This is a genomic window from Vibrio sp. CAU 1672 (assembly GCF_029223195.1).
Lineage (GTDB): Bacteria > Pseudomonadota > Gammaproteobacteria > Enterobacterales > Vibrionaceae > Vibrio.
Map to the genome: position 1 here is coordinate 255,729 of NZ_JARHUF010000003.1, position 23,007 is coordinate 278,735.

At 51.3% G+C, this 23,007-nt stretch carries 18 protein-coding genes and 1 pseudogene; 12 read left to right on the forward strand and 7 right to left on the reverse strand.

The features are described 5' to 3' along the window. Window positions 1–72: 72 nt before the first annotated feature. The gene (locus tag P2G85_RS05050; RefSeq protein WP_275863026.1) at window positions 73–324 is read left to right on the forward strand and encodes a DUF2999 family protein; all 252 of its coding nucleotides are present in this window, start codon (window positions 73–75) and stop codon (window positions 322–324) included. A gap of 288 nt (window positions 325–612) precedes the next feature. Here the strand turns inward: P2G85_RS05050 and uxuA are convergent, their stop codons facing one another. The 3 genes from uxuA to P2G85_RS05065 all read right to left on the reverse strand — a co-directional run bounded on the left by uxuA (window position 613) and on the right by P2G85_RS05065 (window position 3,822). Then, window positions 613–1,800, reverse strand: coding sequence for a mannonate dehydratase (uxuA, locus tag P2G85_RS05055; protein ID WP_275863027.1), 1,188 nt, complete (start codon window positions 1,798–1,800; stop codon window positions 613–615). A gap of 130 nt (window positions 1,801–1,930) precedes the next feature. Continuing rightward, window positions 1,931–2,722 (reverse strand): FCD domain-containing protein, encoded by a 792-nt coding sequence (locus P2G85_RS05060; protein WP_275863028.1) that lies wholly within the window; start codon window positions 2,720–2,722, stop codon window positions 1,931–1,933. 107 nt (window positions 2,723–2,829) lie between these two features. Beyond that, complete coding sequence (locus P2G85_RS05065; RefSeq protein ID WP_275863029.1) at window positions 2,830–3,822, reverse strand: TRAP transporter substrate-binding protein; 993 nt, start codon at window positions 3,820–3,822, stop codon at window positions 2,830–2,832. A 324-nt stretch (window positions 3,823–4,146) separates the two neighbouring features. On the opposite strand from P2G85_RS05065, the gene P2G85_RS05070 reads away from it, so the two are divergent. From P2G85_RS05070 to P2G85_RS05100, 7 genes and pseudogenes are all read left to right on the forward strand, one after another. Next, entirely contained in the window at window positions 4,147–4,659 is a 513-nt protein-coding gene (locus P2G85_RS05070; RefSeq protein WP_275863030.1) for a TRAP transporter small permease, read from the forward strand. Between the two features lie 14 nt (window positions 4,660–4,673). Then, a pseudogene (locus P2G85_RS05075) lies at window positions 4,674–5,964 on the forward strand (TRAP transporter large permease). 53 nt (window positions 5,965–6,017) lie between these two features. Then, entirely contained in the window at window positions 6,018–7,484 is a 1,467-nt protein-coding gene (locus P2G85_RS05080) for a fructuronate reductase (RefSeq protein ID WP_275863031.1), read from the forward strand. A gap of 9 nt (window positions 7,485–7,493) precedes the next feature. Further along, window positions 7,494–8,906, forward strand: a complete 1,413-nt coding sequence (gene uxaC / locus P2G85_RS05085; protein WP_275863032.1) for a glucuronate isomerase — start codon at window positions 7,494–7,496, stop codon at window positions 8,904–8,906. Window positions 8,907–8,909: 3 nt separating this feature from the next. Next, complete coding sequence (locus P2G85_RS05090; RefSeq protein WP_275863033.1) at window positions 8,910–9,872, forward strand: sugar kinase; 963 nt, start codon at window positions 8,910–8,912, stop codon at window positions 9,870–9,872. A gap of 9 nt (window positions 9,873–9,881) precedes the next feature. Continuing rightward, a complete protein-coding gene (locus tag P2G85_RS05095; RefSeq protein WP_275863034.1) occupies window positions 9,882–10,511 on the forward strand; it encodes a bifunctional 4-hydroxy-2-oxoglutarate aldolase/2-dehydro-3-deoxy-phosphogluconate aldolase in 630 nt (209 codons plus the stop codon). A 174-nt stretch (window positions 10,512–10,685) separates the two neighbouring features. After that, entirely contained in the window at window positions 10,686–11,210 is a 525-nt protein-coding gene (locus tag P2G85_RS05100) for a YgjV family protein (protein WP_275863035.1), read from the forward strand. A 75-nt stretch (window positions 11,211–11,285) separates the two neighbouring features. On the opposite strand, the gene P2G85_RS05105 is transcribed toward P2G85_RS05100, so the two are convergent. Next, window positions 11,286–11,612 (reverse strand): DUF1840 domain-containing protein, encoded by a 327-nt coding sequence (locus P2G85_RS05105; RefSeq protein WP_275863036.1) that lies wholly within the window; start codon window positions 11,610–11,612, stop codon window positions 11,286–11,288. A 286-nt stretch (window positions 11,613–11,898) separates the two neighbouring features. Between P2G85_RS05105 and P2G85_RS05110 the strand changes: the two genes are divergently transcribed. Next, on the forward strand, window positions 11,899–13,386 hold the full coding sequence (locus tag P2G85_RS05110; protein WP_345795422.1) for an AGE family epimerase/isomerase: 1,488 nt from the start codon (window positions 11,899–11,901) through the stop codon (window positions 13,384–13,386). Window positions 13,387–13,664: 278 nt separating this feature from the next. Continuing rightward, complete coding sequence (locus P2G85_RS05115) at window positions 13,665–15,152, forward strand: alkaline phosphatase (protein ID WP_275863038.1); 1,488 nt, start codon at window positions 13,665–13,667, stop codon at window positions 15,150–15,152. Between the two features lie 293 nt (window positions 15,153–15,445). Here P2G85_RS05115 and P2G85_RS05120 read toward each other — a convergent pair whose 3' ends face one another. Continuing rightward, complete coding sequence (locus tag P2G85_RS05120) at window positions 15,446–18,337, reverse strand: amylo-alpha-1,6-glucosidase (RefSeq protein ID WP_275863039.1); 2,892 nt, start codon at window positions 18,335–18,337, stop codon at window positions 15,446–15,448. 220 nt (window positions 18,338–18,557) lie between these two features. Here P2G85_RS05120 and P2G85_RS05125 point away from each other — a divergent pair, with 220 nt between their 5' ends. After that, entirely contained in the window at window positions 18,558–19,469 is a 912-nt protein-coding gene (locus tag P2G85_RS05125; protein ID WP_275863040.1) for a LysR family transcriptional regulator, read from the forward strand. 91 nt (window positions 19,470–19,560) lie between these two features. On the opposite strand, the gene P2G85_RS05130 is transcribed toward P2G85_RS05125, so the two are convergent. Both P2G85_RS05130 and P2G85_RS05135 read right to left on the reverse strand, forming a co-directional pair. Next, window positions 19,561–19,704: a hypothetical protein gene (locus P2G85_RS05130; RefSeq protein WP_275863041.1), complete on the reverse strand. Its 144-nt coding sequence runs from the start codon at window positions 19,702–19,704 to the stop codon at window positions 19,561–19,563. 25 nt (window positions 19,705–19,729) lie between these two features. Beyond that, on the reverse strand, window positions 19,730–20,728 hold the full coding sequence (locus P2G85_RS05135) for an arginine deiminase-related protein (protein ID WP_275863042.1): 999 nt from the start codon (window positions 20,726–20,728) through the stop codon (window positions 19,730–19,732). A 402-nt stretch (window positions 20,729–21,130) separates the two neighbouring features. On the opposite strand from P2G85_RS05135, the gene P2G85_RS05140 reads away from it, so the two are divergent. Next, on the forward strand, window positions 21,131–22,978 hold the full coding sequence (locus P2G85_RS05140) for an ABC transporter ATP-binding protein (RefSeq protein ID WP_275863043.1): 1,848 nt from the start codon (window positions 21,131–21,133) through the stop codon (window positions 22,976–22,978). The last annotated feature ends 29 nt before the right edge of the window (window positions 22,979–23,007 follow it).

The window sequence follows — 23,007 nt, forward strand, 5'->3', positions numbered from 1 at the left end:
TCCCGCTACAACCAAAGCCAGGCAAATGATAAACTGCCGGTCTATCTCATTACGTAATTAATAGGAAAAGCGATGAACCCGATTCTTGCAATGTTGAAAGAGAACAATATCAGCGACGAGCAAACCAACCAGCTGTTTCAGACACTGACAGAAAACCCTCTTGCGGCAATGGCAACGATCAGTCAGTTGGGGTTACCTCAAGACAAACTCCAATTGCTGTTAGGACAAGTCATGCAAAACCCGGCTTTGATTAAAGAAGCCGTCGAAGAGTTGGGGCTGGATTTTGCGAAAGTTGAAGAAGCGAAAACCAAACTTCAGCAATAAAACCCTGGCGAGCAAAACTCAAGAGGCTGTCTCAGGCGAACCCCAGTAGCGGCCTTTATATCGGGCAAGCCGCGCAAACAACAACGCAGAGCCGAAGCTCTGCGTTTTATCCTTAAACTGCACATTGGTACCAATCTACACAAGTATCTGATCATTCATGCTGGTTGAACCGCTGATAACTGTGTTTTAGATTGGGTAATTAGAATAACTATGTAACCGAAATCTACGCCTTGTGCTCAGCGATTTTTCCTGCGCAACTATCTGAATACCTACTTATCTAGATTGATATTACTCTGTGTAAAACGCGCGCTTAAGCGCCATTTCCAGGCCTCGCACTTCTGCCAAACCTTTAAGTCGGCCAATGGCGGAGTAACCCGGATTCGTCTTCTTATTCAGGTCATCCAGCATCTGGTGACCGTGATCCGGACGCATCGGAATTAAACGCAGGTCGCCCGTCTCAGCACGGCGCTGCTCTTCAGCCAGAATCGCCATCACGACGTTGTACATGTCGACGTCACCATCAAGGTGGGCTGCCTCATGAAACGTCATCGCATTACCCTCTTCACGCTTGGTTGAACGCAAATGAGTGAAGTAGATACGCTCGCCATGCTTTTTGATCATCGCCACCAAATCATTGTCACCACGTACACCATAAGAGCCGGCACACATGGTCAGGCCATTCATTTTACTCGGCACTTTCTCAGTCAGCCAGTCGATGTCTTCAATGGTTGAGACAATGCGCGGCAGGCCAAGAATCGGACGCGGAGGATCATCGGGATGAACGGCCAACTTCAGACCATGCGCTTCACACACCGGCATCAGTTCCGTTAGGAAGTGTGCCATATGCTCGCGCAGTTGGTCTTTACCGATACCCGCATAACGATCCAATTGAGCCTGGAACTCCGCCAGCGTGTAACCTTCTTCCGCTCCCGGCAGACCGGCAATAATGTTGCTGGTCAGTTGCTGGATTTGCGCTGCGCTCATACTGTTGAAATATTCCAGCGCCTGCGCCTGTTCGCTTTCGGTGTAATCTGCGGCGGCACCCGGACGTTTGAGGATATGCAGTTCAAATGCTGCAAACGCAATTTGATCAAACCGTAGCGCTTTCGACCCGTCTGGCATTTCAAATGCCAGGTCAGTACGCGTCCAGTCGAGCACCGGCATAAAGTTATAGCAGACCGTGTCAATGCCGCATTCGGCCAGATTACGCAACGTCTGTTTGTAGTTGTCGATCCACCGCTGGAAATCACCCGTTTGGGTCTTGATCTCTTCTTGCACCGGCACACTTTCCACGACCGACCAGGTTAAACCTTTCTCTTCGATGATGGCTTTGCGTTTTAAGATCTCTTGTTTTGACCACACTTCACCGTTTGGAATGTGGTGTAAAGCATTTACGATGCCTGTTGCACCAGCTTGACGAATATCGTCTAGCGACACTGGGTCATTCGGGCCGTACCAACGCCAAGTTTGTTCCATGACACTCACCTTTATTTAAGACGTACTCAGCCTGCTCGAATGTATCAAGCTAAGTACAAAACGACTTCTGAATATGCAGTTGCTGAGATACAACTGCGCTGACTAGAGCCGGCCGCAGCCGGCAATATGGCTAGCTTTTTTCCGCCCGCGGCAGAACAACCGGGTTGGAACTAAACAAGTAACCATCAAAATTCGGATCATCGATATCAGACAACTCCAACAAGCGCTGTTTGACATTTTCAAGGTGTTGCCACATGGCATTCTTCGCGGCGACAGGGTCTTTACGCTGCAAAGCAGCGAGGATTTTGGCGTGATCGTCTAACCACTCTTCACGGTAGTCTTGGCCGGCGATGTGCGAGTGAAGTTTCTTCCACATTGGGCTGCTTTCACGTCGCTCCCAGGAATGCTTGAGCATATCCACCAGCACCGAGTTTTGCGTCGCTTCGGCAATGCACATGTGAAACTTCTCATCACCGTTACAATCGGTGGTGCCACTGGACAGTTCTTCTCGCTCCAGCTCCAGTGCCGCACGCATTTTCACGATGTCGCTTGGCGTCACCTGCATGGCGGCAAACTCGGCAATATTGCTCTCGAGCAGCTGACGCGCCTGAAGCATTTCGAACGGACCCGCATCATCGCTGATCACATTCTCACGAGAATTCAGTTGAGACGGAATATTGATGACATACACACCCGAGCCTTTTTTCACTTCGACTAAGTTTTCCAGCTCAAGCATAATGATTGCTTCACGCACCACAGTACGACTCACGTCAAGTCGCTCTGCGATATCGCGCTCTGGCGGCAGCCTGTCTCCGATCTGGTAACGACCGTTGATAAGCTCTTGTCTAAGTACTAAACCAATCTCTTGATATGGTCTTTTCGGCTCAAAAGGCATCATGATGATATTATCACTATATTCCATCTAACTTCTCACGCCATAATAATGACCAATAGTAATTGGTCAACCTCTATGTACCAGAATATGGTAACACCTTGTTTTTGGTTATTTACTAGTTATGTAACTGCGAACTACTGAACGGCTTTGATTTTCTCAATCAGTTCATTCAGTTCATTCAGTTCAGGATTAGTTTCTGCTAGCTCGGCATACATCGGCTGAACCGCCTGTACAAATGCCGCTTTGTCCGGCTCAACAAAAGTCACCCCCATCTTCGCTGCTTTCGCCCGCTCTTTGGCTTCAGACTCAGCCCAGAGCTTCTTCATGTATTCAGAAGAGTCAATCGCCGCTTTCATCAGTGCTTGTTGCTGCTCTGGGGTTAGCTTGTCGTAGGTTTTGTTGGAGATAACCAATACATCCGGCACCATGGTGTGCTCATCCAGGCTGAAGTATTTAGACACTTCGCTGTGACGGCTGAGGCTAAATGACGGAATGTTGTTTTCCGCGGCATCGACAACCCCCTGCTGCAGTGCGGTATAGAGTTCACCATATGCCAGAGGCGTCGGGTTTCCGCCTAACGCTCTTACCATGGCGATTGCTGACGGACTCGGCTGCACGCGAATTTTCAGGCCTTTAAGATCCTCAGGCGTGTTGATGGGTTTGCTGGTGTAAAAGCTACGCGCACCGGCATCATAATATGTCACACCAATAAAACCGCTATCTGTTGAAGAGTTGAGGATTTGGCGACCAACCTCGCCATCCGTCACGTTATAGTAGTGATTTTTATCACGGAACAAATAAGGCAGGTTGAAGGCGGAATAAGCCGGAGAGAAGGCTTCCAATTCTGCCGCGTTGCTCTTCACCATATCCAGTGCGCCATTTTGCATCAGCTCCATCGATTCACGCTGAGTACCAAGCTGCGCATCAGGGTAAATCCGGATACGAACTTCACCATTGGTCATTTCGCGCACTTCTTTCGCCATATAATCCATCGCTTTGTGGACGGCATGATCGCGCGGGTGGTTGTGACTCAGCTTTAATGTGGTTGCGGCATAGGCAGAAGCAGTGGCACCGAACGTCATTGCGGCGCCGACTACCACGCTCAAAAGCGTCTTACGCGTCATCATTGTTCTTTTCTCATTGGATTGGTTGTCCAATATGTAAGGTCGTTATATTTCACTCAACGGTATTTGTTGTTTCGAGCGCATTATTGCGCTCAAAAACCTTAGCCGTCAAAACAAAAAACTAAATTGATTGACCAATATCACAAACACACCCCGCGCATTGGTTGACCAATCTATTTGTGAGCCGGCTCACGTGACAACCACATTGGCTAACTTATAATCCGGTCAGAAAGATTAGCGTATGTTACTGCCCTACTCAGCAACACTTCCTTACATTGGTAAACCAATTGTTATGAGATACGCGTATTTACTGAAAGGAAATAGAAAATGAATAAACTGGTCAAATATATCAACAAGGGGCTGGCGGCCTTTACCATCTCCCTCTCGACCTTCCTCGTCTTTTGTGTGATCTGGCAGGTGATATCGCGCTACGTAATAGGTAAACCCAGTACGGTCACAGATGAGCTTGCCCGCTACCTGTTTATGTGGGTGGCGCTGATCGGTGCAGCCTACACCACCGGCCAGAAACGCCACCTTGCCATTGACCTGTTAACCATGAAACTGCAAGGCAAGCGCAAACTCATCAATGAAATCGTTATCCAGTTCGCTATCGCGCTGTTCTCTTATGTGGTTTTGGTTCACGGCGGCACACAGCTGGCTCTAAAGACCCTTGCGACCGGCCAGCTCACCCCGGCTCTCGGCATGGAGATGGGTTACATCTACTTCTGTCTGCCAATCAGTGGCGCACTGATGATCTTCTACTCCGCCGTGTTTGCGTTTGATCGTGTAAAACAATTGATGTCTGGTGAAGCCCTTATCACCGACTCCCAACTTGATTAATAGAGGGCTCCATAATGGAATGGCAATTAATTCTTACCCTGTTCGGTAGCTTCGCCGTACTGCTCGCAATCGGTGTACCGGTTTCTTTCGCTATCGGATTATCTTCGCTGGCGACCATTTTAATGAGCTTGCCGCTTGAACCCGCCATCGCGGTGGTCGCGCAGCGCATGGCCGCCGGTCTGGACAACTTTGCCCTGCTGGCAATCCCGTTCTTCATCCTGGCCGGCAATATCATGAACCAGGGTGGTATCGCACTGCGGCTGATTAACTTTGCCAAAGTACTCGGCGGCCGACTGCCTGGCTCACTGGCACATGTCAATGTCATGGCCAACATGATGTTTGGCTCAATTTCTGGCGTCAGCGGCTGCGGTAGGGGGCACCATGTCACCACTGCAAAAGAAAGACGGCTACGATGAAAACTTTTCTGCCGCCGTGAATATCACCTCCTGCCCTTCAGGCTTGCTGATCCCGCCCAGCAATACTTTGATCGTGTTCTCTTTGGTCTCCGGCGGCACCTCTATTGCCGCGCTGTTTCTGGCAGGCTACATCCCGGGCATTTTGATGGGGCTGAGTATCATGATCGTGGCCGGCATCATCGCTAAACGTCGTGGTTACCCGTTAGCGGCGCGCCCGTCACTGGCCATGGTTTGGGACACCTTCCTCAAAGCCGCACCATCGCTGGCCCTGATCGTAATCATCATGGGTGGCATCATCGGCGGTATTTTTACCGCTACCGAAGCCTCGGCGATTGCGGTCATGTACACCTTTGTGCTCGCGGTGCTGGTTTACCGTGAAGTGAAATGGCGAGAGTTGCCGAAAATCATCCTTGAGTCAGCGGTAACCACCTCGATTGTTTTACTGTTGGTCGGCGCTTCAATGGGCATGTCATGGGCGATGGCCAACGCAGATATTCCTTATATGATTGCCGATGCGTTAATGGCAGTTTCAGAAAACCCGTTAATCATTCTATTGATCATCAATATCATCCTGTTGATCGTAGGCATCTTCATGGACATGACTCCGGCAGTACTGATCTTTACCCCGATCTTTCTGCCAATTGCCCTTGATATGGGCATCGACCCGGTACACTTTGGCATCATGATGACCTTTAACCTGGCTATCGGTATCTGTACCCCACCTGTCGGTAGCGCCCTGTTCATCGGCTGTTCAGTCGCCAACGTGGCTATCGATAAAATCATCAAGCCCCTGCTGCCTTTCTACGCAGCCCTGATCCTGGCACTGATGGCGGTGACCTTTATTCCTCAGCTTAGCCTGTTCTTACCGAATCTAGTTCTTGGCTACTAACTATTAAGAACCAACCATCCCGCAGCAACACCTGCGGAATAAGGAAAACCACAATGAAGACGATTTCTAATTCGACGCTGAATCACCACGCTGCGCTTTCGGACTACGACTGTTCGGCACTGAAAAGCCGGATTGTCCACCTTGGTTTTGGCGCTTTCCACCGCGCCCACCAGGCACTGTTCACCGATGAAATGCTGAGTAAAACCGACTCTGACTGGGGCATTTGTGAGATTAACCTGTTCGGCGGAGAAGAACTGATCCAATCACTGCGCGCGCAAGACCACCTGTATAGCGTGGCAGAAAAAGGCGCAGAGTCTACCACCGTCAAAGTGATCGGTGCGGTTACCGAATCACTCCATCCGAGCCTGGATGGTACCCAAGCCGTACTGGAAAAAATGGCCGAGCCGCAGGTAGCGATCGTCTCTATGACCATCACCGAAAAGGGCTACTGCGCCGATCCGGCCACCGGTACGCTGGATAAACACAACCCGCTGGTGATTGCTGATCTGGCCAATCCTGCCGAACCAAAATCAGCGCTGGGTTACATCGTTCAGGCACTTAAGATGCGTCGTGAGCGCGGTTTGACACCATTCACCGTGATGTCTTGCGATAACGTGCAAGAAAATGGCCACGTGGCAAAAGCCGCAATCCTTGAATTTGCCCAGTTGCTGGATCCGGAACTGCGTGACTGGATTGAAACCAATGTCACTTTCCCATGCACCATGGTTGACCGCATAGTGCCAGCGGCAACCGAAGAGACGCTAACAGAAATCGCACAGCTGCTTGGCTGTGACGATCCATGCGGCATTGCCTGTGAGCCTTTCCGTCAGTGGGTTATTGAAGATAACTTCGTGGCTGGCCGCCCAGACTGGAATGTGGCTGGTGCAGAGTTTGTCGCAGATGTTGTACCTTATGAAGAAATGAAGCTGCGGATGCTAAACGGCAGCCACTCATTCTTGGCTTACCTCGGTTATCTGGGCGGCTACGCGCACATCTCCGACACCATGACAGACGAAGGTTACCGTAAAGCGGCGTTCAACATGATGATCAAAGCGCAGGCACCATCGCTCACCATGCCAGAAGGCACTGATTTGGCAGGTTACGCCAAACTGCTTATCGACCGCTTCACCAACCCAAGTTTAAAACACAAGACCTGGCAAATCGCGATGGACGGCAGCCAGAAGATCCCGCAACGCCTGGGCGGCAGCTTACGCTTCCATCTGACACAAGGTTCGGACTTCTCATCGCTTGCCACTGCAATTGCGGGCTGGATGCGTTATGTCGCAGGCGTTGATGAGCAAGGCAACGACATTGATGTGCGCGATCCGATGGCAGAGACCCTGCGCCAAATCAGCGACCAGCATGGTATGAATGTTTCGGTTGTCCCTGCACTGCTTGCTGTAGAGGCGATTTTCCCGGCAGAATTAGGCCAAAACCCACAAGTGATTGACGCGGTAAGCAGCGCATACCAGTCACTGATTGATAACGGTGCGCGTGCGACCGTTGCAGCGCTGGTATAGGAGTTGAAAATGAAGAGTTTCTTATGTGACGACTTTTTGCTCTCAAACGAAACCGCGCGGCGCTTATACCATGAGCACGCCGCTGACCAGCCGATTTACGATTACCATTGTCACCTAAACCCGGCTGAAGTGGCGCAAAATCGTCAGTTCGACAACTTAGGTCAAATCTGGCTGGAAGGCGATCACTACAAATGGCGTGGCATGCGCTCTGCAGGTATCGAAGAGCGTTTGATCACCGGTGATGCGAGCGACTACGACAAGTACATGGCGTGGGCGAAGACGGTACCTCAGACCTTGGGTAACCCGCTGTATCACTGGACACACCTGGAGTTACGTCGTCCGTTTGGCATCAGCAATACGCTGTTTAGCCCGGAGAGCGCCGATCAGATTTGGCATCAATGTAATGAGCTGCTGGCAACGCCAGAGTTCACTGCACGTGGTATCATGCAGCAAATGAATGTGGTCATGGCAGAGACGACAGACGATCCGATTGACTCGCTCGAACACCATCAAGCGATTGCACAAGACGATACATTGAGTATTGAAGTGCTACCGAGCTGGCGTCCGGACAAAGCGTTTAAGATTGAACTGGATGTGTTTGCCGAGTACATGCACAAGCTGGGTGAAGTGGCCGATATTGAAATCCGTCGCTTTGGTGATCTACTGAGTGCGCTCGATAAGCGTTTGGCGCACTTCGATGCGCATGGCTGCCGCGCCGCAGATCACGGCATAGAAATTGTCCGTTATGCACCAGTTCCAACCGAAACAGATCTGGATGCTATGCTGGCTCGTCGCCTTAATGGCGAACGGCTGAATGAGCTAGAGTGTGCGCAATTCTCAACTGCGGTCCAGGTCTGGCTTGGCAAACGCTATGCACAATTGCGCTGGGTGATGCAGCTGCATATCGGTGCGCAGCGCAATAACAACACCCGCATGTTCCAGCAGTTGGGCGCAGATGCAGGGTTTGACTCGATTGGCGATCGTCCGTTTGCCTTTGAACTGGCACATCTGCTGGATGAAATGGACCAAAGCAACGAGCTGCCGCGCACCATCCTCTACTGCCTGAACCCGCGGGATAACGAGATGATGGCGACCATGATTGGCAATTTCCAGGGAGGCGGTATCGCAGGTAAAGTGCAGTTCGGTTCCGGTTGGTGGTTCAACGATCAGAAAGATGGCATGCAACGCCAGATGGAGCAGTTGTCCCAGTTGGGCCTGCTCAACCAGTTTGTCGGCATGCTGACCGACTCACGCAGCTTCTTGTCTTACACCCGCCATGAATACTTCCGCCGCATCTTGTGTGACATGCTCGGCCGCTGGGCGGAAAACGGCGAAGTACCGAATGACCTGTCACTGCTTGGGCCTATGATTGAAAACATCTGTTTTGCGAACGCCAAGCGTTACTTTGAAGAGAGGGCGTAACTGATGAAGCACATCGCCATTATAGGTGAATGCATGGTTGAACTGAACGGCACACCGTTCGGCCCGATGCAGCAAACATTTGGTGGTGACACACTCAACGCTGCGGTTTATCTGAGCCGCGGCTGTGAGGTGAATACCAACCCGGGTGAGATTAAAATCTCCTATGTCACCGCACTTGGCACCGACCCCATAAGCACTGGTATGCTAGCTCGCTGGGAAGATGAGGGCGTTTCCGCTGAGCTGGTACTGCGTGATGAAGCCCGCACACCAGGCTTATACCTGATCCAACTGGATGATCAGGGTGAGCGCACCTTCTTGTACTGGCGTAACCAGTCTGCAGCACGTTACCTGCTTCAACACCCTGGTTTTGGCCTGATTAAGCAGGCATTGACCCAGGTGGACACTGTCTTTCTAAGCGGTATCACCCTGGCGATTTTGCCCGAGCAAGACCGCATTGTGCTGCTCAACCTGTTAGTGGAGCTCAAAGCACAAGGCGTTGAAGTCGCCTTTGACAGTAACTTCCGCCCTGCGCTATGGCCGCAAGATGACAACCAAACCGTCCAAGACGTTTACCAGGCCATGTACCGGCTAACAGACATCGCACTGGTGACGTTTGATGACGAACAACTAATTTGGGGAGATCACTCACCAGAGCAGACCATTGAGCGTCTCACATCACTTGGCATAAGCAAGTGCGTGGTCAAGTTGGGCGCAGATGGCTGCCTGATTCAAGATTCCGGTACGGTTTTGGCTCCACAAGCCGTGCCAACCCAGCCTGTCTTAGAAGTGGTGGATACCACTTCTGCAGGCGACTCATTCAATGGTGGCTTCTTGTCGGCATACCTTGCGGGCGCAGACTTAGCGACCGCATGCCAAAGAGGTAACGCCCTAGCGGGTGCGGTGATTCAGCATCACGGCGCCATCATTCCCAAAGCATTCACACAACCGGCGCTTGGCGTCGCTTAAGGAACACTCATGTCTAGCATTAAACAACAACTGAAAGCCCTGAAAGTCATCCCTGTTATCGCCATCGACAAAGCCGAAGACATCATCCCTCTGGGTAAAGTCTTAGCTGAAAATGGCCTGCCGGCAGCCGAAATTACCTTCCGCTCCGAGGCGGCTGCAGAAGCGATTCGCCTGCTGCGTGAATCTCAACCGGACATGCTGATTGGCGCAGGCACAGTACTAAATCGTGAACAAGCTGTCGCAGCAAAAGCAGCAGGCGCCACGTTTATCGTCTCTCCAGGTTTTAACCCAAATACCGTTAAAGCCTGTCAGGAGATCGGCATTGATATCGTACCGGGCGTCAATAACCCAAGCACTGTCGAAGCAGCGCTGGAAATGGGCTTAACCACATTGAAGTTCTTCCCGGCAGAAGCATCCGGCGGGATCAACATGGTGAAATCACTGCTCGCCCCATACACCGATATCGAACTGATGCCGACAGGCGGTATCAACCCTTCCAACATTAAAGACTATCTGGCCATCCCACGCGTACTAGCCTGCGGCGGCACCTGGATGGTCGACAAGAAGTTGATTGAGGCAGGCGATTGGGAAGAGCTGGCACGGCTGACGCGCCAAGCCGTGGCATTAGTGAATGAATAATCGCAATCGCGCAGCTGAGTAAAGCACACAGCCCTCCCTTTGCGGAGGGCTGAATCATTGCAAATAAAGCCCAGTCAATACTGATTCACTTACAGCTCATAGATTCTTCATCGCGTATCTCAAACAAGCTCGTCGCAATGACGGCTCAGATAAAACACCAACCATGGAATGAACATGGAAAACTGGTTAGTACAGGGCATTGGTGGCATCGCGTTTGTCGTTGGCGTAATGGCTTTCTGGCAAAAAGATGACAACCGCTTTCGCTACAACATGATGGTGTTCTGCTTCATCATGGCCATTCACTTCGCACTAATGGGCGCAACCGTTGCGGCGATTGGCGTGGTGATCAATGCTGTTCGCAGTTTTGCTTCAATCAAAACCCAATCGCGCAAGGTGATGTGGTTCTTCATCGGACTGATGTGGTTTATGACGCTACCTAACGTTAGCCATTTCTTTGAACTGCTCACTGTGATTGGCTCATCCGTGGCCACATGGGCGCTGTTTTCCAGACAAGGTATAACGCTGCGCCTGCTGATCTTGTTCAACTCATTCTGCTGGGTCAGCCATAATCTCTGGCTCGGTTCGATCGGCGGTTCTCTGGTCGAAAGTACTTTTATCATAACTAACCTGGTAACCATATACCGGCTCAATCGTTCAGCAAAAACCAGCAACCAACCACAGACTTGTCATGAGAGTTAATCTGTCCACGCCCATAAATAAGAACTGACCTTGCTCTTTTTTGGTTAACCAAAATAGCAGTGGTGCGTTAAACTGTTACTCCTCATCCCACATCACATCGCACTCCTCTTTTGCCGCTGCGGTGAGCAGTTCAATTAACGGAAATGCGCGGTTTGCCATGCTCACCGCTTGCTCAACATCATCATCGTCTTCGTCTTGTTCAGGTTCCGCTTCTGCTTGCAGTGAGAGCCTTTGCTGCTTGTCGATGGCCGCTTTAAGCTTGTTCAGTGCCTCAGGCACATCAGGAGCCAAAATCGCACCGGGGACGGTCTCACTGTGTCCCATCATACTCAGCATCTGCAGGCCAACCTCGCCAAACATAGTGACATTGGCATACGCCTTACAGTGAAATGTAATTAACATAGTAACTTGCCCTTTCCATTCGGATTATGTTCTCTAAACCATAGCATAGCGCGGTGAACCCCCATCTCTTGACCTCAGAACTCTTTGCATCGTAACCGGAACACGGTTTTAACCCGTTGTTAACCCGCTGGTTAGCGACAAGCGCTTAGCTGGCGAATACACAATAGTAACTAATCCCATGGTTTTGTTGTGTGAAACATATTGCATTACGCGCAGTCGCTATCTAATAGTATGGCGGTAACACTTTGAACAAACAGGATAATATATGCGAGCTTGGATGTACGGTATGTTGACCGGACTTGGATTGATGACGGTGAATGCCTCGGCACAAGAAGAGATAAACTATCAGGCCATGCTGCCAACGGGTGAGGCGTGGATCCAGCATGCCACCCAAGGCCTGGCCCCTTACTGGATGGCTGAGAGCGCACAAGGGTTACCCGTCGGTAACTTTCCCACCTTTCGCTGTGACAACGGCGAAGTGCTGGATGTCCGCCACCCCTGCCCGGAACTCAATGACCACGGCTGGATACGCGCCGAGTTTGGCCGCGACTACACCCGGATGAAATCACGCCAGACCTATGCCTATGGCGTGCTTTACCACCTGACCGGCGATCCTGACGCCCTTAAGCTGGCCAAAGCCGGGGTGGATTACCTGCTCACCGAACTGCGTGACAGCAAAAACGGCGGCTTTATCAGTTACCGCCAGAATGGCAAACCCGGCCTAAACTGGCAGCAACGCACCTCACAGGATCAAGCTTATGCCCTGGTCGGACTGGCATTTTATTACTATCTGACGCGGGATCCTCGGGTAGAACAGGCTCTGATTGAGCAGCAGAAATTTATCTTCGATCACTACCGCAGCCAAACCAATGACCAATTATTGTGGGTACTCGCCGACAGCGAAAATGAAAAAACCGCGCAGCGCGAACTGGTCGCCCAGCTGGATCAAATCAATGCCTACCTGCTGCTGGTCATGCCGCTGCTGCCAAAACAGGCACAGGAAAAGTGGCAAGCAGATTTAGAATGGCTGACCCGCAATATGCTGGCCAAATACCACAATCCATCCGAATCCCGCTTTTATGGGGCTATCCACCACCCGGCAATGATGTCGATTAACGCCAAGCATAATGATTATGGCCACACGATCAAAGCCTACTGGATGACCTACCTGGTCGGCCAGGCATTGCATAATGAAGAGTGGATGACACTGGCCTATAACGGGATGAAAACTACCCTGTCGAACGCCGCGTTCGATTACCCGAAAAGTGAGCTCAAACCAACCCTGCCACCAGCAGAGTACAACGCAATATCCTCTGAATACATCTACAGCTGGCAGGATAAACCCTTTAGCCGCTGGGCCTCGTCCTGGCAATGGGCAGAGCTGGATCAGGCCCTGATGACCATCGCGATGCACGAAGGTGACCGGCTGGCACCCGATTTAACCCGCCAGCTGTTTTTTACCACCAGCACTTTTCAGCAGTACTGGGTTGACGAGCAGTTCGGCGGCGTCGGCCTGATGCCAAAATCGGTTAAGCAGTTCCACTGGGGCAACGGCTATCACCAGTTTGAGCATGCCCTGGTCGGCTACATCAGTGCCCAAACCTGGTATAAACAGCCGGTTGAGCTCTATTACGCTTTTGCCGCCGAACAGGAGTACCCTGTGCAGCCCTACTACTTTAAGGGCCAGTTGATCAGCCACGAACAGATGGCGCAGCCGCTCGGCATACCCGGATTGGTTGCGGTTAAAGCCCGGTTTGATATTACAGCGAACTAGGCAATCAGCCTGATACAAAAGCCGCTGCTACTTGTCAGCGGCTCTAATCACCCTCGCGCTATTTTATGGCCACCAGCTGAGTCTATCGGCAGATAAAACCTCCAGCCAGACAACATGTGATACTAAAATGAACAGCAGATGTCATTGTGATGAAAGGGCATCACGGACTGATCTAAATCAGATGCACATAACTTATTTGCCCCCATTGCACTCGCTTCAACAGAACTGTCATATTGATTCGTTTTAATCTCTGAAACTTTGTATTAGGAGATAAAAATATGGATTTTCAAACACATAAACTAACAAGCGTCGCCCTACTCACCGCTTTGGCGGTCATGGGCTGTAACTCTGGCAGCTCAACAGCCACCAGCCAGCCCAAAGCAAAAAACGTGATTCTGATGATCAGCGACGGGGCCAGTGACGGGGCATGGGACCTCTCCAGCTACTGGACTCATGGCGCAAAACTCAACGATACCGCCCCGTATTCAGGCCTGGACAGCCGTCTGGCAATGACGACGTTTCCACTGAATACCAACAACACCCCAGCAGACTGCACACAAGAACCACTGCCACAAGTTAGCTATGACCCGGACCAGGTATGGGATGAAACCCTAGTAAACGAAACCGATGGCAACTATACCCGTCCATTTGCGGGCTATAGCTACCTCAACAAAAGTGCGACCGACTCCGCCGCTGCGGGCTCCGCTCTGGCCACCGGGCATAAAACCTACAACAATGCCATCAGTGTTGATTACTGTGGCCAGCCACTGAAAACCATCACTCAGGTTGCCAAAAAGCATGGCCGCGCAACCGGCATCGTCACGAGTGTCCAGTTTAACCACGCCACACCAGCGGTGTTTGCGGCCAATCATACCAGCCGTAATGACTATTCTCAGCTAGGCACTTTGATGCTGACCAGCGGCATGGCCGATCTGATCATGGGCGCGGGCCACCCGGAGTTTGATATGAACGGGGCCAGGCGCAGCACGCTCAATTATAAATACCTGTCTGAAAACGACTGGCACATGTTACAGCAAGGCGCTCTGTTCCCTTCCGGTAGTGCGCAACCATGGACAGTGATCGAAAGTAAAGAGGCATTCCAGCAGCTCGCGAATAACAGCTCAGCAGCCGAAATTATGCACGGTCCGCTATTCGGCTTGGTTCAGAATGATTCGACCCTGCAGCAAAACCGCACGAACTGCACCTCTGAACAGGCCACTATCGCTTTTGGCTGTCCATTTACCGCGAACGTACCAACCCTGAAGACCATGACCAAGGGGGCCATCAACTACCTAAGCCAAAATGAGAATGGATTTTTCCTGATGATCGAAGGTGGTGCAGTTGACTGGGCCGCCCACGCCAACCACACAGCGCGGATCATTGAAGAACAAGTCGACTTCAATAACGCCGTACAGGCGGTTTTTGACTGGGTTGAGGCTTATAGTGACTGGGATGAGACGCTGTTGATCGTCACAACCGACCATGGTAACTCTTATGTACTGGGGGCCAGCTCCGATCAAAATGCATACGCACCGGTTGAAAACCCGGGCCAGCACATCATGCCCGACGTCAAATATTACAGCGGTAACCATACCCAGGAATTAGTGCGTCTGTACATGAAAGGGGCAGGTGCATCGCTGATCAGCGACTATATTGCGGGCAATGACCCACAGTATGCAGAAAAGTATAACCACACAGGTGCCAACGGTGATTATGTGGACAATACCAATGTATTTGATGTGATGAAATCCGTGCTGGTGAACTAATACCAATCCGGATTCGCAGGTGCTCAGATAATGGCTCTGGAACAATCGCTTAGAACAAGGCGCAGATTTCGGTTAGCTAGTGATGCTAATGACAAAATCTACCACGCAGTTATCAGCAATTTTAACCAGCAAGAATGCTCCGCGATTTATGCAGATGAGGATAAACACGGAACAGAGCGTTCAAACCTCAGCCACCTGAGCTTGCCCACCCGTTAACAAAAATAACGGCAGCCATGTAAATGACTGCCGTTAATTGCTTTTAATTACCTACAATGCAGATAATTACCTACAACTCAGAACAGCGGCGTGATACGAATATCAGCAATCTGTGCCTCGTTCTTTTCACCTTCAATACCACCGGAGTAGATGTAGGTTTCATTAGACTTGAGGTAACTCATATTAAAGTAATCCTCAATCACCAGTTGATAGGTTTGACCCTGTTCAAGCTGGGCTTCTACCGGTGTCGAGTAGCGCATACCCTGATTCTCACCGATATGGCCCATCTGCAGATACCCTGATCCGACGACCTCACCGGCCTCATCGGTCACCTTAAGGTATTTCACCGTATTGGTGATGCCGGTATTCAGCTGGCCAAGGTTATTGTTGTACCAGGCTGCAAGCTGGTAGGTGCCATCTTTGGCCACCGTGAACGACTCAAGGCCTTTGACGCTGCCGCTGTCTTTGCTGACCGTCACTACCGACACGCCTTCTTTTAACTCTTGATATGTGCCTTCAAGCTTAACGCGCACCTCTTCACCAACACAGAAAGGCTGGCTAGGGTTAGAGCGGTAGCCCTGATCGTTAATACTCTCCGCCAGGTAACAAGAGAACCCTTCAAGCGTTTCGGTATACTGCTTGCCGGCCAGATTCGCTTCAATCAACTGACCGTTGCGGTACAGGTTAACGTTGTACTGGCTGTCGATCGCAATGTTAACCTTGCTGTTGGCCACTTCCACCGCCAGTTTTGGCTCTTGTGGAGAATAGACCCGGCTGTCTTTGCTGGCGTAAGGTTTCACGCCCGAAATCACTTTGATGCTGTTATCATCAGCCACCAGACCACCTAAGGTTACGCGGTAGTTACCGTCTTCATCCACTTTCACATCCGCTACCGGGTAGTAACCACTCATGTCGTCGCTCGCCTCAGGTAAGTCGATCGTGACAGAATAGGTTTTGCCCTTGAAGCTGAAGTTTTCCAGCGTAATTTGCTCTGACTGAGCAAACAGGCTGTTGCGCATCCAGCCGGTAATGAAAGGTTTCACTTCCAGTTGGCCGGATTCAGTATGAATACCGAAAATGCTTTCGACAACCATGCTTAAGTAACCGCCGACGGACCAAAGCTGACGCTGCGAGTTGATTACCGGGCCATCCAGGCTGGCGTCTTCATCATGATCGCTATGGATGATGAACGATTTACCCGATAGCCATTCCAGGTTTTCCATGTTCGACAAGTTGGTAGCCGTACCACGGATCAACGACTGCACCGCATTGTTCGCGGCAGCGACGTTGTGCGTGTGCTGCGCGGCGCGCAAGCTGTAGGCGGTCACAAACGGCCAAATCGCCCGGTTGTGATACACCGGTACATCAGGCTGCTGCGGGAAGTACACCGGCACACCAAACTGGCTGTGCGGGTAGTTGGCCATGATTTGGCGTGCCTGTTCATCACTGGCAATACCGCTGATGATCGCCAGTGACTCACCCAGCATGTCATACTTATCGACCGCGATATCTTCACCATCATCAAACAGATAGCTCACGTACATGCCACGCTCGCTGTTCCAGAACTTGTCATTAATGGCCGTTTTCAACTGTGCCGCCCACTCTTGGTATTTAACCATGTTGGATGAGTCAAACTGTTCTGCCAGTTTGGCTGCGAGGCGAATCGCGCGGTAGTGAACTACGTTGGTCGACAATGCCTTGCTGCTACCAATGGCATTCACGTCTCCCGGCGTCCAGGAGGAATAGGTTTGCTCACGCCAGTCAAGGAAAGACTGCTCCCCGGTATACAGGCCAGAGTCTTTATCAAACGCCGCCAGACGGTCTGCTTCCAAGGTGTTGCTGATCGCTTGATAGGCTCGTTCAGCGAACTGGTTGTACTCTTCGCCATCAAGTGCCGACAGTAAACGCTCCGCGCCTAACGCCCAGCTGGTACGGTCAGTACTGATTGGCCAACTGCCACCGGTCCCCGTATCCTGAACGATCTGTTCACCATCATATTGCTGGTCTGTGGTATCACGGAATGCCGACAGCTTGAAATTCAAGCCGTTTTTAACGCGCAACGGGTTCATCAGCGCCAACGACAGATCGGCGGCATAGGCCAGATCGCGCGTCCAGACGTAGTGCCATTTGGCCCCGGTTTCGAACACTTCCGCCTTGATCGGCTGATTGTAATTGTAGTTACCGTCCTTGATTTCAGACACGGCCAGTTGGTCTAACTCTTTAAGGGTAAGGGCAAACAAAGCGTCAAAGGCCACATCCCCCGTGACCACGCGAGGCCCGGTTTTCTCATTGATCAGCATACCCTGATCCAGCGCGTCACGCAGTTCCGTGGTGGTTGAAATACCGAATTCACGCTGGGCGGCATTAGGATCCTTAACCGAGAACACCACGGTTTCCTTCGTGCCATCGTAGTTGGCAAACAATTTGGTGTCCTTGGCCTGATGGCCTTCATGCACCATACTCGGATCGATGATCGCATCCGAGTAGTAACGTTCAGCCTCTTGCTGGGTAGCTTTGGTGACCGTCATAGTCGCCTGGCTGGCATCGGCAAAGCTGACCGCGAATTTGTAATAGCCTTTTTCTGCAAAAGTGATCTCCGAGTTACAGTCATTGTTCATGCACTCTTCGTTGCTCGCTGGCTTGGGCAGGTAGCCCTGAGCCTGATCGAACTCCGCCGGCTCAGCGAAATTGGTGTATTCGATCTGCCAGCCCGGATCGGCAATTTTAAACTGGTTGCTACCGCGCGCAACACGCAACACGGTTTCGTATTTATTATTGCCCAAATAGTTCAGTTTCGCATGTTCTGCCGTTCCCCAATCGCCGTTTAAGCCACGTAAATACAGGTCGGCTCCGATAATCGGCGTCTCAGGGGTGACCGGTTTGTCCGTAGCTGGTGTCACGGCGTCCGCTCCACACCCAGATAAACCAATACACGATGCCACAGCAAGCGCAATAAAACTCGGTTTCATGATCATTCCTTAGATTGTTATTTTGAGCGACAGTCTAAAGAACAATGACTTAGGTAAAAAATAGACAATTAACGGCCAGACATAGACGCCATCTATATTTCCAACATAAATGGTGACTATGATCAATAAAACGCATTTCCAGTGGCTTCAATACACTTTTAAATATGTGATTTCGAGGCAAGTTTGTGCAGAATACCTGCCAGTGGTGGGGGAAAAGAACATGGACAAATCGCTTCAGCAGTTTTTATTGGTCGCTCGTTGCCAAAGCATCAGTGCAGCCGCAAGAATGGCCGGACTCAGCCAGCCAACCGTAACCAGTAATTTAAAAAAGCTGGAAGACAACCTGGGAGTCGCACTGTTTGACCGCAACTCCAAAGGTATGACGTTAACCGAATATGGCCGCATTCTTTATCGCCACAGCAGTGCGATGCAGCATGAATACAACCAAATGGTGCAGAGCATTGAAGAGCGCAAACATTTCCAGGTAGAAAAACTCAAACTGGGGACCGGAGACGCCTGGTGGCCACTGTTCGTCAAACAAGCTTTAAACGAGCAACTCAAGCAATTCCCCTCCGCCTCGACCCATGTCGAGTTTGGCAACCACCTCGGATTAATGGATTCGCTGGTTAACGAACAAATTGAGTTTTTTATCGGCCACGAAATCGTCGGCTTATCCTCCAAATGCGATGTGACCTTTGTCCCTCTGTTTCAAACCGCTGATGCCTATTACGTCGGCCCCAACCACCCCCTGCTGGGACAGGTTGTCAGCTATGATATGCTGCTTGACTACCCTGCATTGTCGGTAACTTATGATGCCAAGAAATTCGGTCACGTAATTGATAACCCCATGCCAAAACAAAATGAGCGTGAGCGTCAGCAACTGGATGACCGGCCGACTTATGAAGTCGACTCCTTATTAGCCAGCATCGATGTGCTCAAAGAGAGTGTCGCGGTCATGTCTTATACCAGCCATTTGCACTCATATTTGGCGTCTTTTGGCTTACAGCGCCTGACCATGCATAAAGAGCCCAACCCCGGAACCGTCGGAATATACCACCATCGCCGGGAAACCTCAGAATCGCATCTCGAGCTGATCGAAAAAATCACCAAACTGGCCAAGCAGCTTGATTGAGTAACCCGCAGCACGGTCCCGGTTAAGCGGCACTCAGCCAAGCAACCCGTGACCGACCGAGCCTTCCGGCCCGAGGAAGTGCCTCATTGACTCAGACAAACAGCGTGATCGCCAAAAGGATCAGCACCACTCCCGCACTTCTTTCAATCCAGTGTATACCACGCCTGAGGTGATGCTGAGTCCGGGGCTGGCCAATGGTGGCGGCAATCACAACATCCCAGAGTAACAGCGCCACAAACATCCCGCAGACTATCCGGCGGTTACACTGCCTGATGGCCTGGCAGAAACACCTCGCCAAGCATGCAGCGCACTGACCCCCCGCCGATCTGCTCGATGGTACGCACATCAAACGCCAGCAGCTTGCCGTGGGTGGCTAACTGCTTTCTTTGTGCCGGCGAAAACGCCTGATAAGCAGATTGCGACATAGCGATCACTTTGTCACCTTTTGCGGTTTCAAGCTGTAAAATGTTGCCGCAGAAGCGGTTCATCTGCTCAAGCGAAATCGAAATCACCTGCTTGTGCCTCGCCAGCGATTTGAGTACATAACGGCGCTCAAACTCGGGGATCACCTCATCACAAATCACACAGAACTGCTCGCCCACCGCCATCATGACATTGGTGTGATATACCGGCGCACCAGACGGCAGACAGGTCTGAAAGGAAACAACCTGGGAATAACCGATCCGTTTGGCGTAATCATCCAAAACCAGGCGATCACAGCGCTGTGACAATGCCGCATAAATGGTCTGGTTGAGGTGATCAAACACCATCACTCCGGTACTTTCCAAATACGCCGGGTCATCCAGGTAATGGGTCAGGCTGTCCTGGTGGTGCACTTCACGGCCCGCCTCAGCCAGTGCGGCCACTAAGGCTTGCGGCCGCACCTCTCGCTGGCGGTTGGCACACGCCATCGGAAAGGTGTAAAAGCCCCCTTCAGGAGTGGTAGTGAACCAATTGTTGGGAAACACCGCATCCGGAGTGGCAATCGCAGAAAGCGGATAATCAAACTCCACCACCTCAACGCCTTCCTGACGCAAAATACGCACCATGGCGGCGAACTCCGCCATCGCCTGACGGGTCACTTGTTCTTGGCTCAGCGCAACATGGTGCTGAAACTCATTGTCCTGCGCTGTTTCTTCATTAAAACGAAACTCTTTCGGTGGCACCATTACCACGCAGTTGGCGTTATGGCGCAGCGTCTTTTGCGGCGTTGGCCGTTTCTCCCGGGCAAACACCGGCACCGATTTGTGTAATTGCATCCGTTTCAATCCTCATAACTAGAATGAGGAGATTGTAAATTTATTGTTAACTCAAGTTTTGCTGTATTTAGGCCAAATCCCCCGGCTCAGGAGAAAATATTGCGGTAAAACACACCCAATGCACGAGTTTTTATTGTCGTAATGCTGGTTTAAGCTTTTATCGCGTCCGCGTTAGGTAAAGTAGTATAAATCGCTGCGATCTTACCAATAACCAACTAGTTACATTTAAAAGCAAATCAGTTAGACTATTTTTTCGCCCCTCTTACACACAATCACTAGCCCGCAGCGGCTAGGCAACTGAATATGTCCATTCACCATGTTCTGCGGCCCTATCTCGTCCAGTCAGGGTTACTCGATAAACGTAAGAACAAAAAGGACAACTGTAAAATCTTAGGATGAGTTATGTTTAAACGCTTTGAAGGCTTGACTGAGCCTTTCCCCAAGACCGATCCCGACCAGCCTCCTTCCGGGATATTCGCATTTCTGCGTCATTACACCCGCGGCTATGAAGTACCACTGCTGATGATGTCGCTGATGTCGACCATTGTCGCAATCGTCGAAGTCTCGTTATTTGGTGCCATGGGACAACTGGTTGACTGGCTGTCCACCAGCAACCCGGAAACCTTCCTGCAAGAAAACCAATCTGAGCTGCTTTTTTACGCCGGCTTATTGCTGGTGGTGATGCCAGTGCTGGTTATCATCTATTCACTGTTGGTGCATCAGACACTGCTGGGTAACTACCCCATGTCGATCCGCTGGCTTGCCCACCGCTATCTACTCAATCAAAGCGTCAATTTTTACCAGGATGATTTTGCCGGACGAGTAGCAACCAAAGTGATGCAAACCTCACTGGCGGTACGCGAAACCGTAATGAAATCGATGGACGTATTTGTCTATGTCTCGGTGTATTTCACCAGTATGATCGTCATGCTGGCCGCATCTGACTGGCGCTTGATGGTACCGATGATCGTCTGGCTGGTTGCCTACATCGCGATCCAGGTATACTTCGTCCCCAAGCTGAAAAATGTCGCCTCCGAACAGGCAGACGCCCGCTCGACCATGACCGGACGTATCGTCGACAGCTACACCAATATCCAAACCGTTAAGTTGTTTTCACACAGCAGACGAGAAACCGACTATGCCGAACAAGGGATGCGAGGCTTTCTCGATACCGTCTATCGCCAAATGCGCCTGGTGACCGGTTTTGATGTGTTGGTGGAGATCTCCAACTATTTGCTGGTGTTCTCGGTTGCTGCGCTGTCGATTTACCTGTGGCTCGACAGCGCGATCAGCGTCGGAGCCATCGCAATTGCCATCAGCCTGGCCCTGCGCATCAACGGCATGTCGATGTGGATCATGTGGGAAGTCGGCGCGCTGTTTGAGAACCTCGGTACCGTAGTCGATGGAATGAAGACCCTGTCGAAACCGGTAGATATTAAAGATAAACCGGATGCCCCGGCACTGCAGGTCAGCGCTGGCGGGATCGAGTTTGACAACGTCAGTTTTCATTACGGCGAAAACAAAGGGGTGATCAACCAGCTCAACCTTAACATCAAACCGAGCGAGAAAGTCGGGTTGGTCGGCCGCTCTGGTGCCGGCAAATCAACCCTGGTCAACCTGCTGCTGCGCTTTCATGACGTAGAACAAGGCAGCATCAAAATCGACGGCCAAAATATCTCCGATGTAACGCAAGACTCACTGCGGGCAAAAATCGGCATGGTCACCCAGGATACGTCACTGCTGCACCGTTCTATCCGCGAAAACATCTTGTATGGCAACCCGGATGCCAGTGAAGCGGAATTACTCAACGCCACCAAGCAGGCCCACGCCCACGAGTTCATTGAGACGCTGACCGACCCATTCGGTAACGTCGGTTACGATGCCCAGGTCGGTGAACGCGGGGTCAAACTGTCTGGCGGGCAACGCCAGCGCATTGCGATTTCTCGCGTATTGCTCAAAGATGCACCACTACTGGTATTAGATGAGGCCACCTCGGCACTGGACTCCGAAGTGGAAGCGGCGATTCAGGAAAGCCTGAATGAACTGATGCAGGGCAAAACCGTGATTGCCATCGCCCACCGCCTCTCGACTATTGCAGCAATGGATCGTTTGATTGTCCTCGACCAAGGTAACATCGTCGAACAGGGTACCCACCAGGAACTGATTGCCAATAATGGCATTTATGCCCAACTGTGGGCCCACCAGACCGGCGGGTTTATCGGCGAAACGCTGAATAGCCAACAAGCATAACCACCCCTCCAAAACGGCGCAGATTGCGC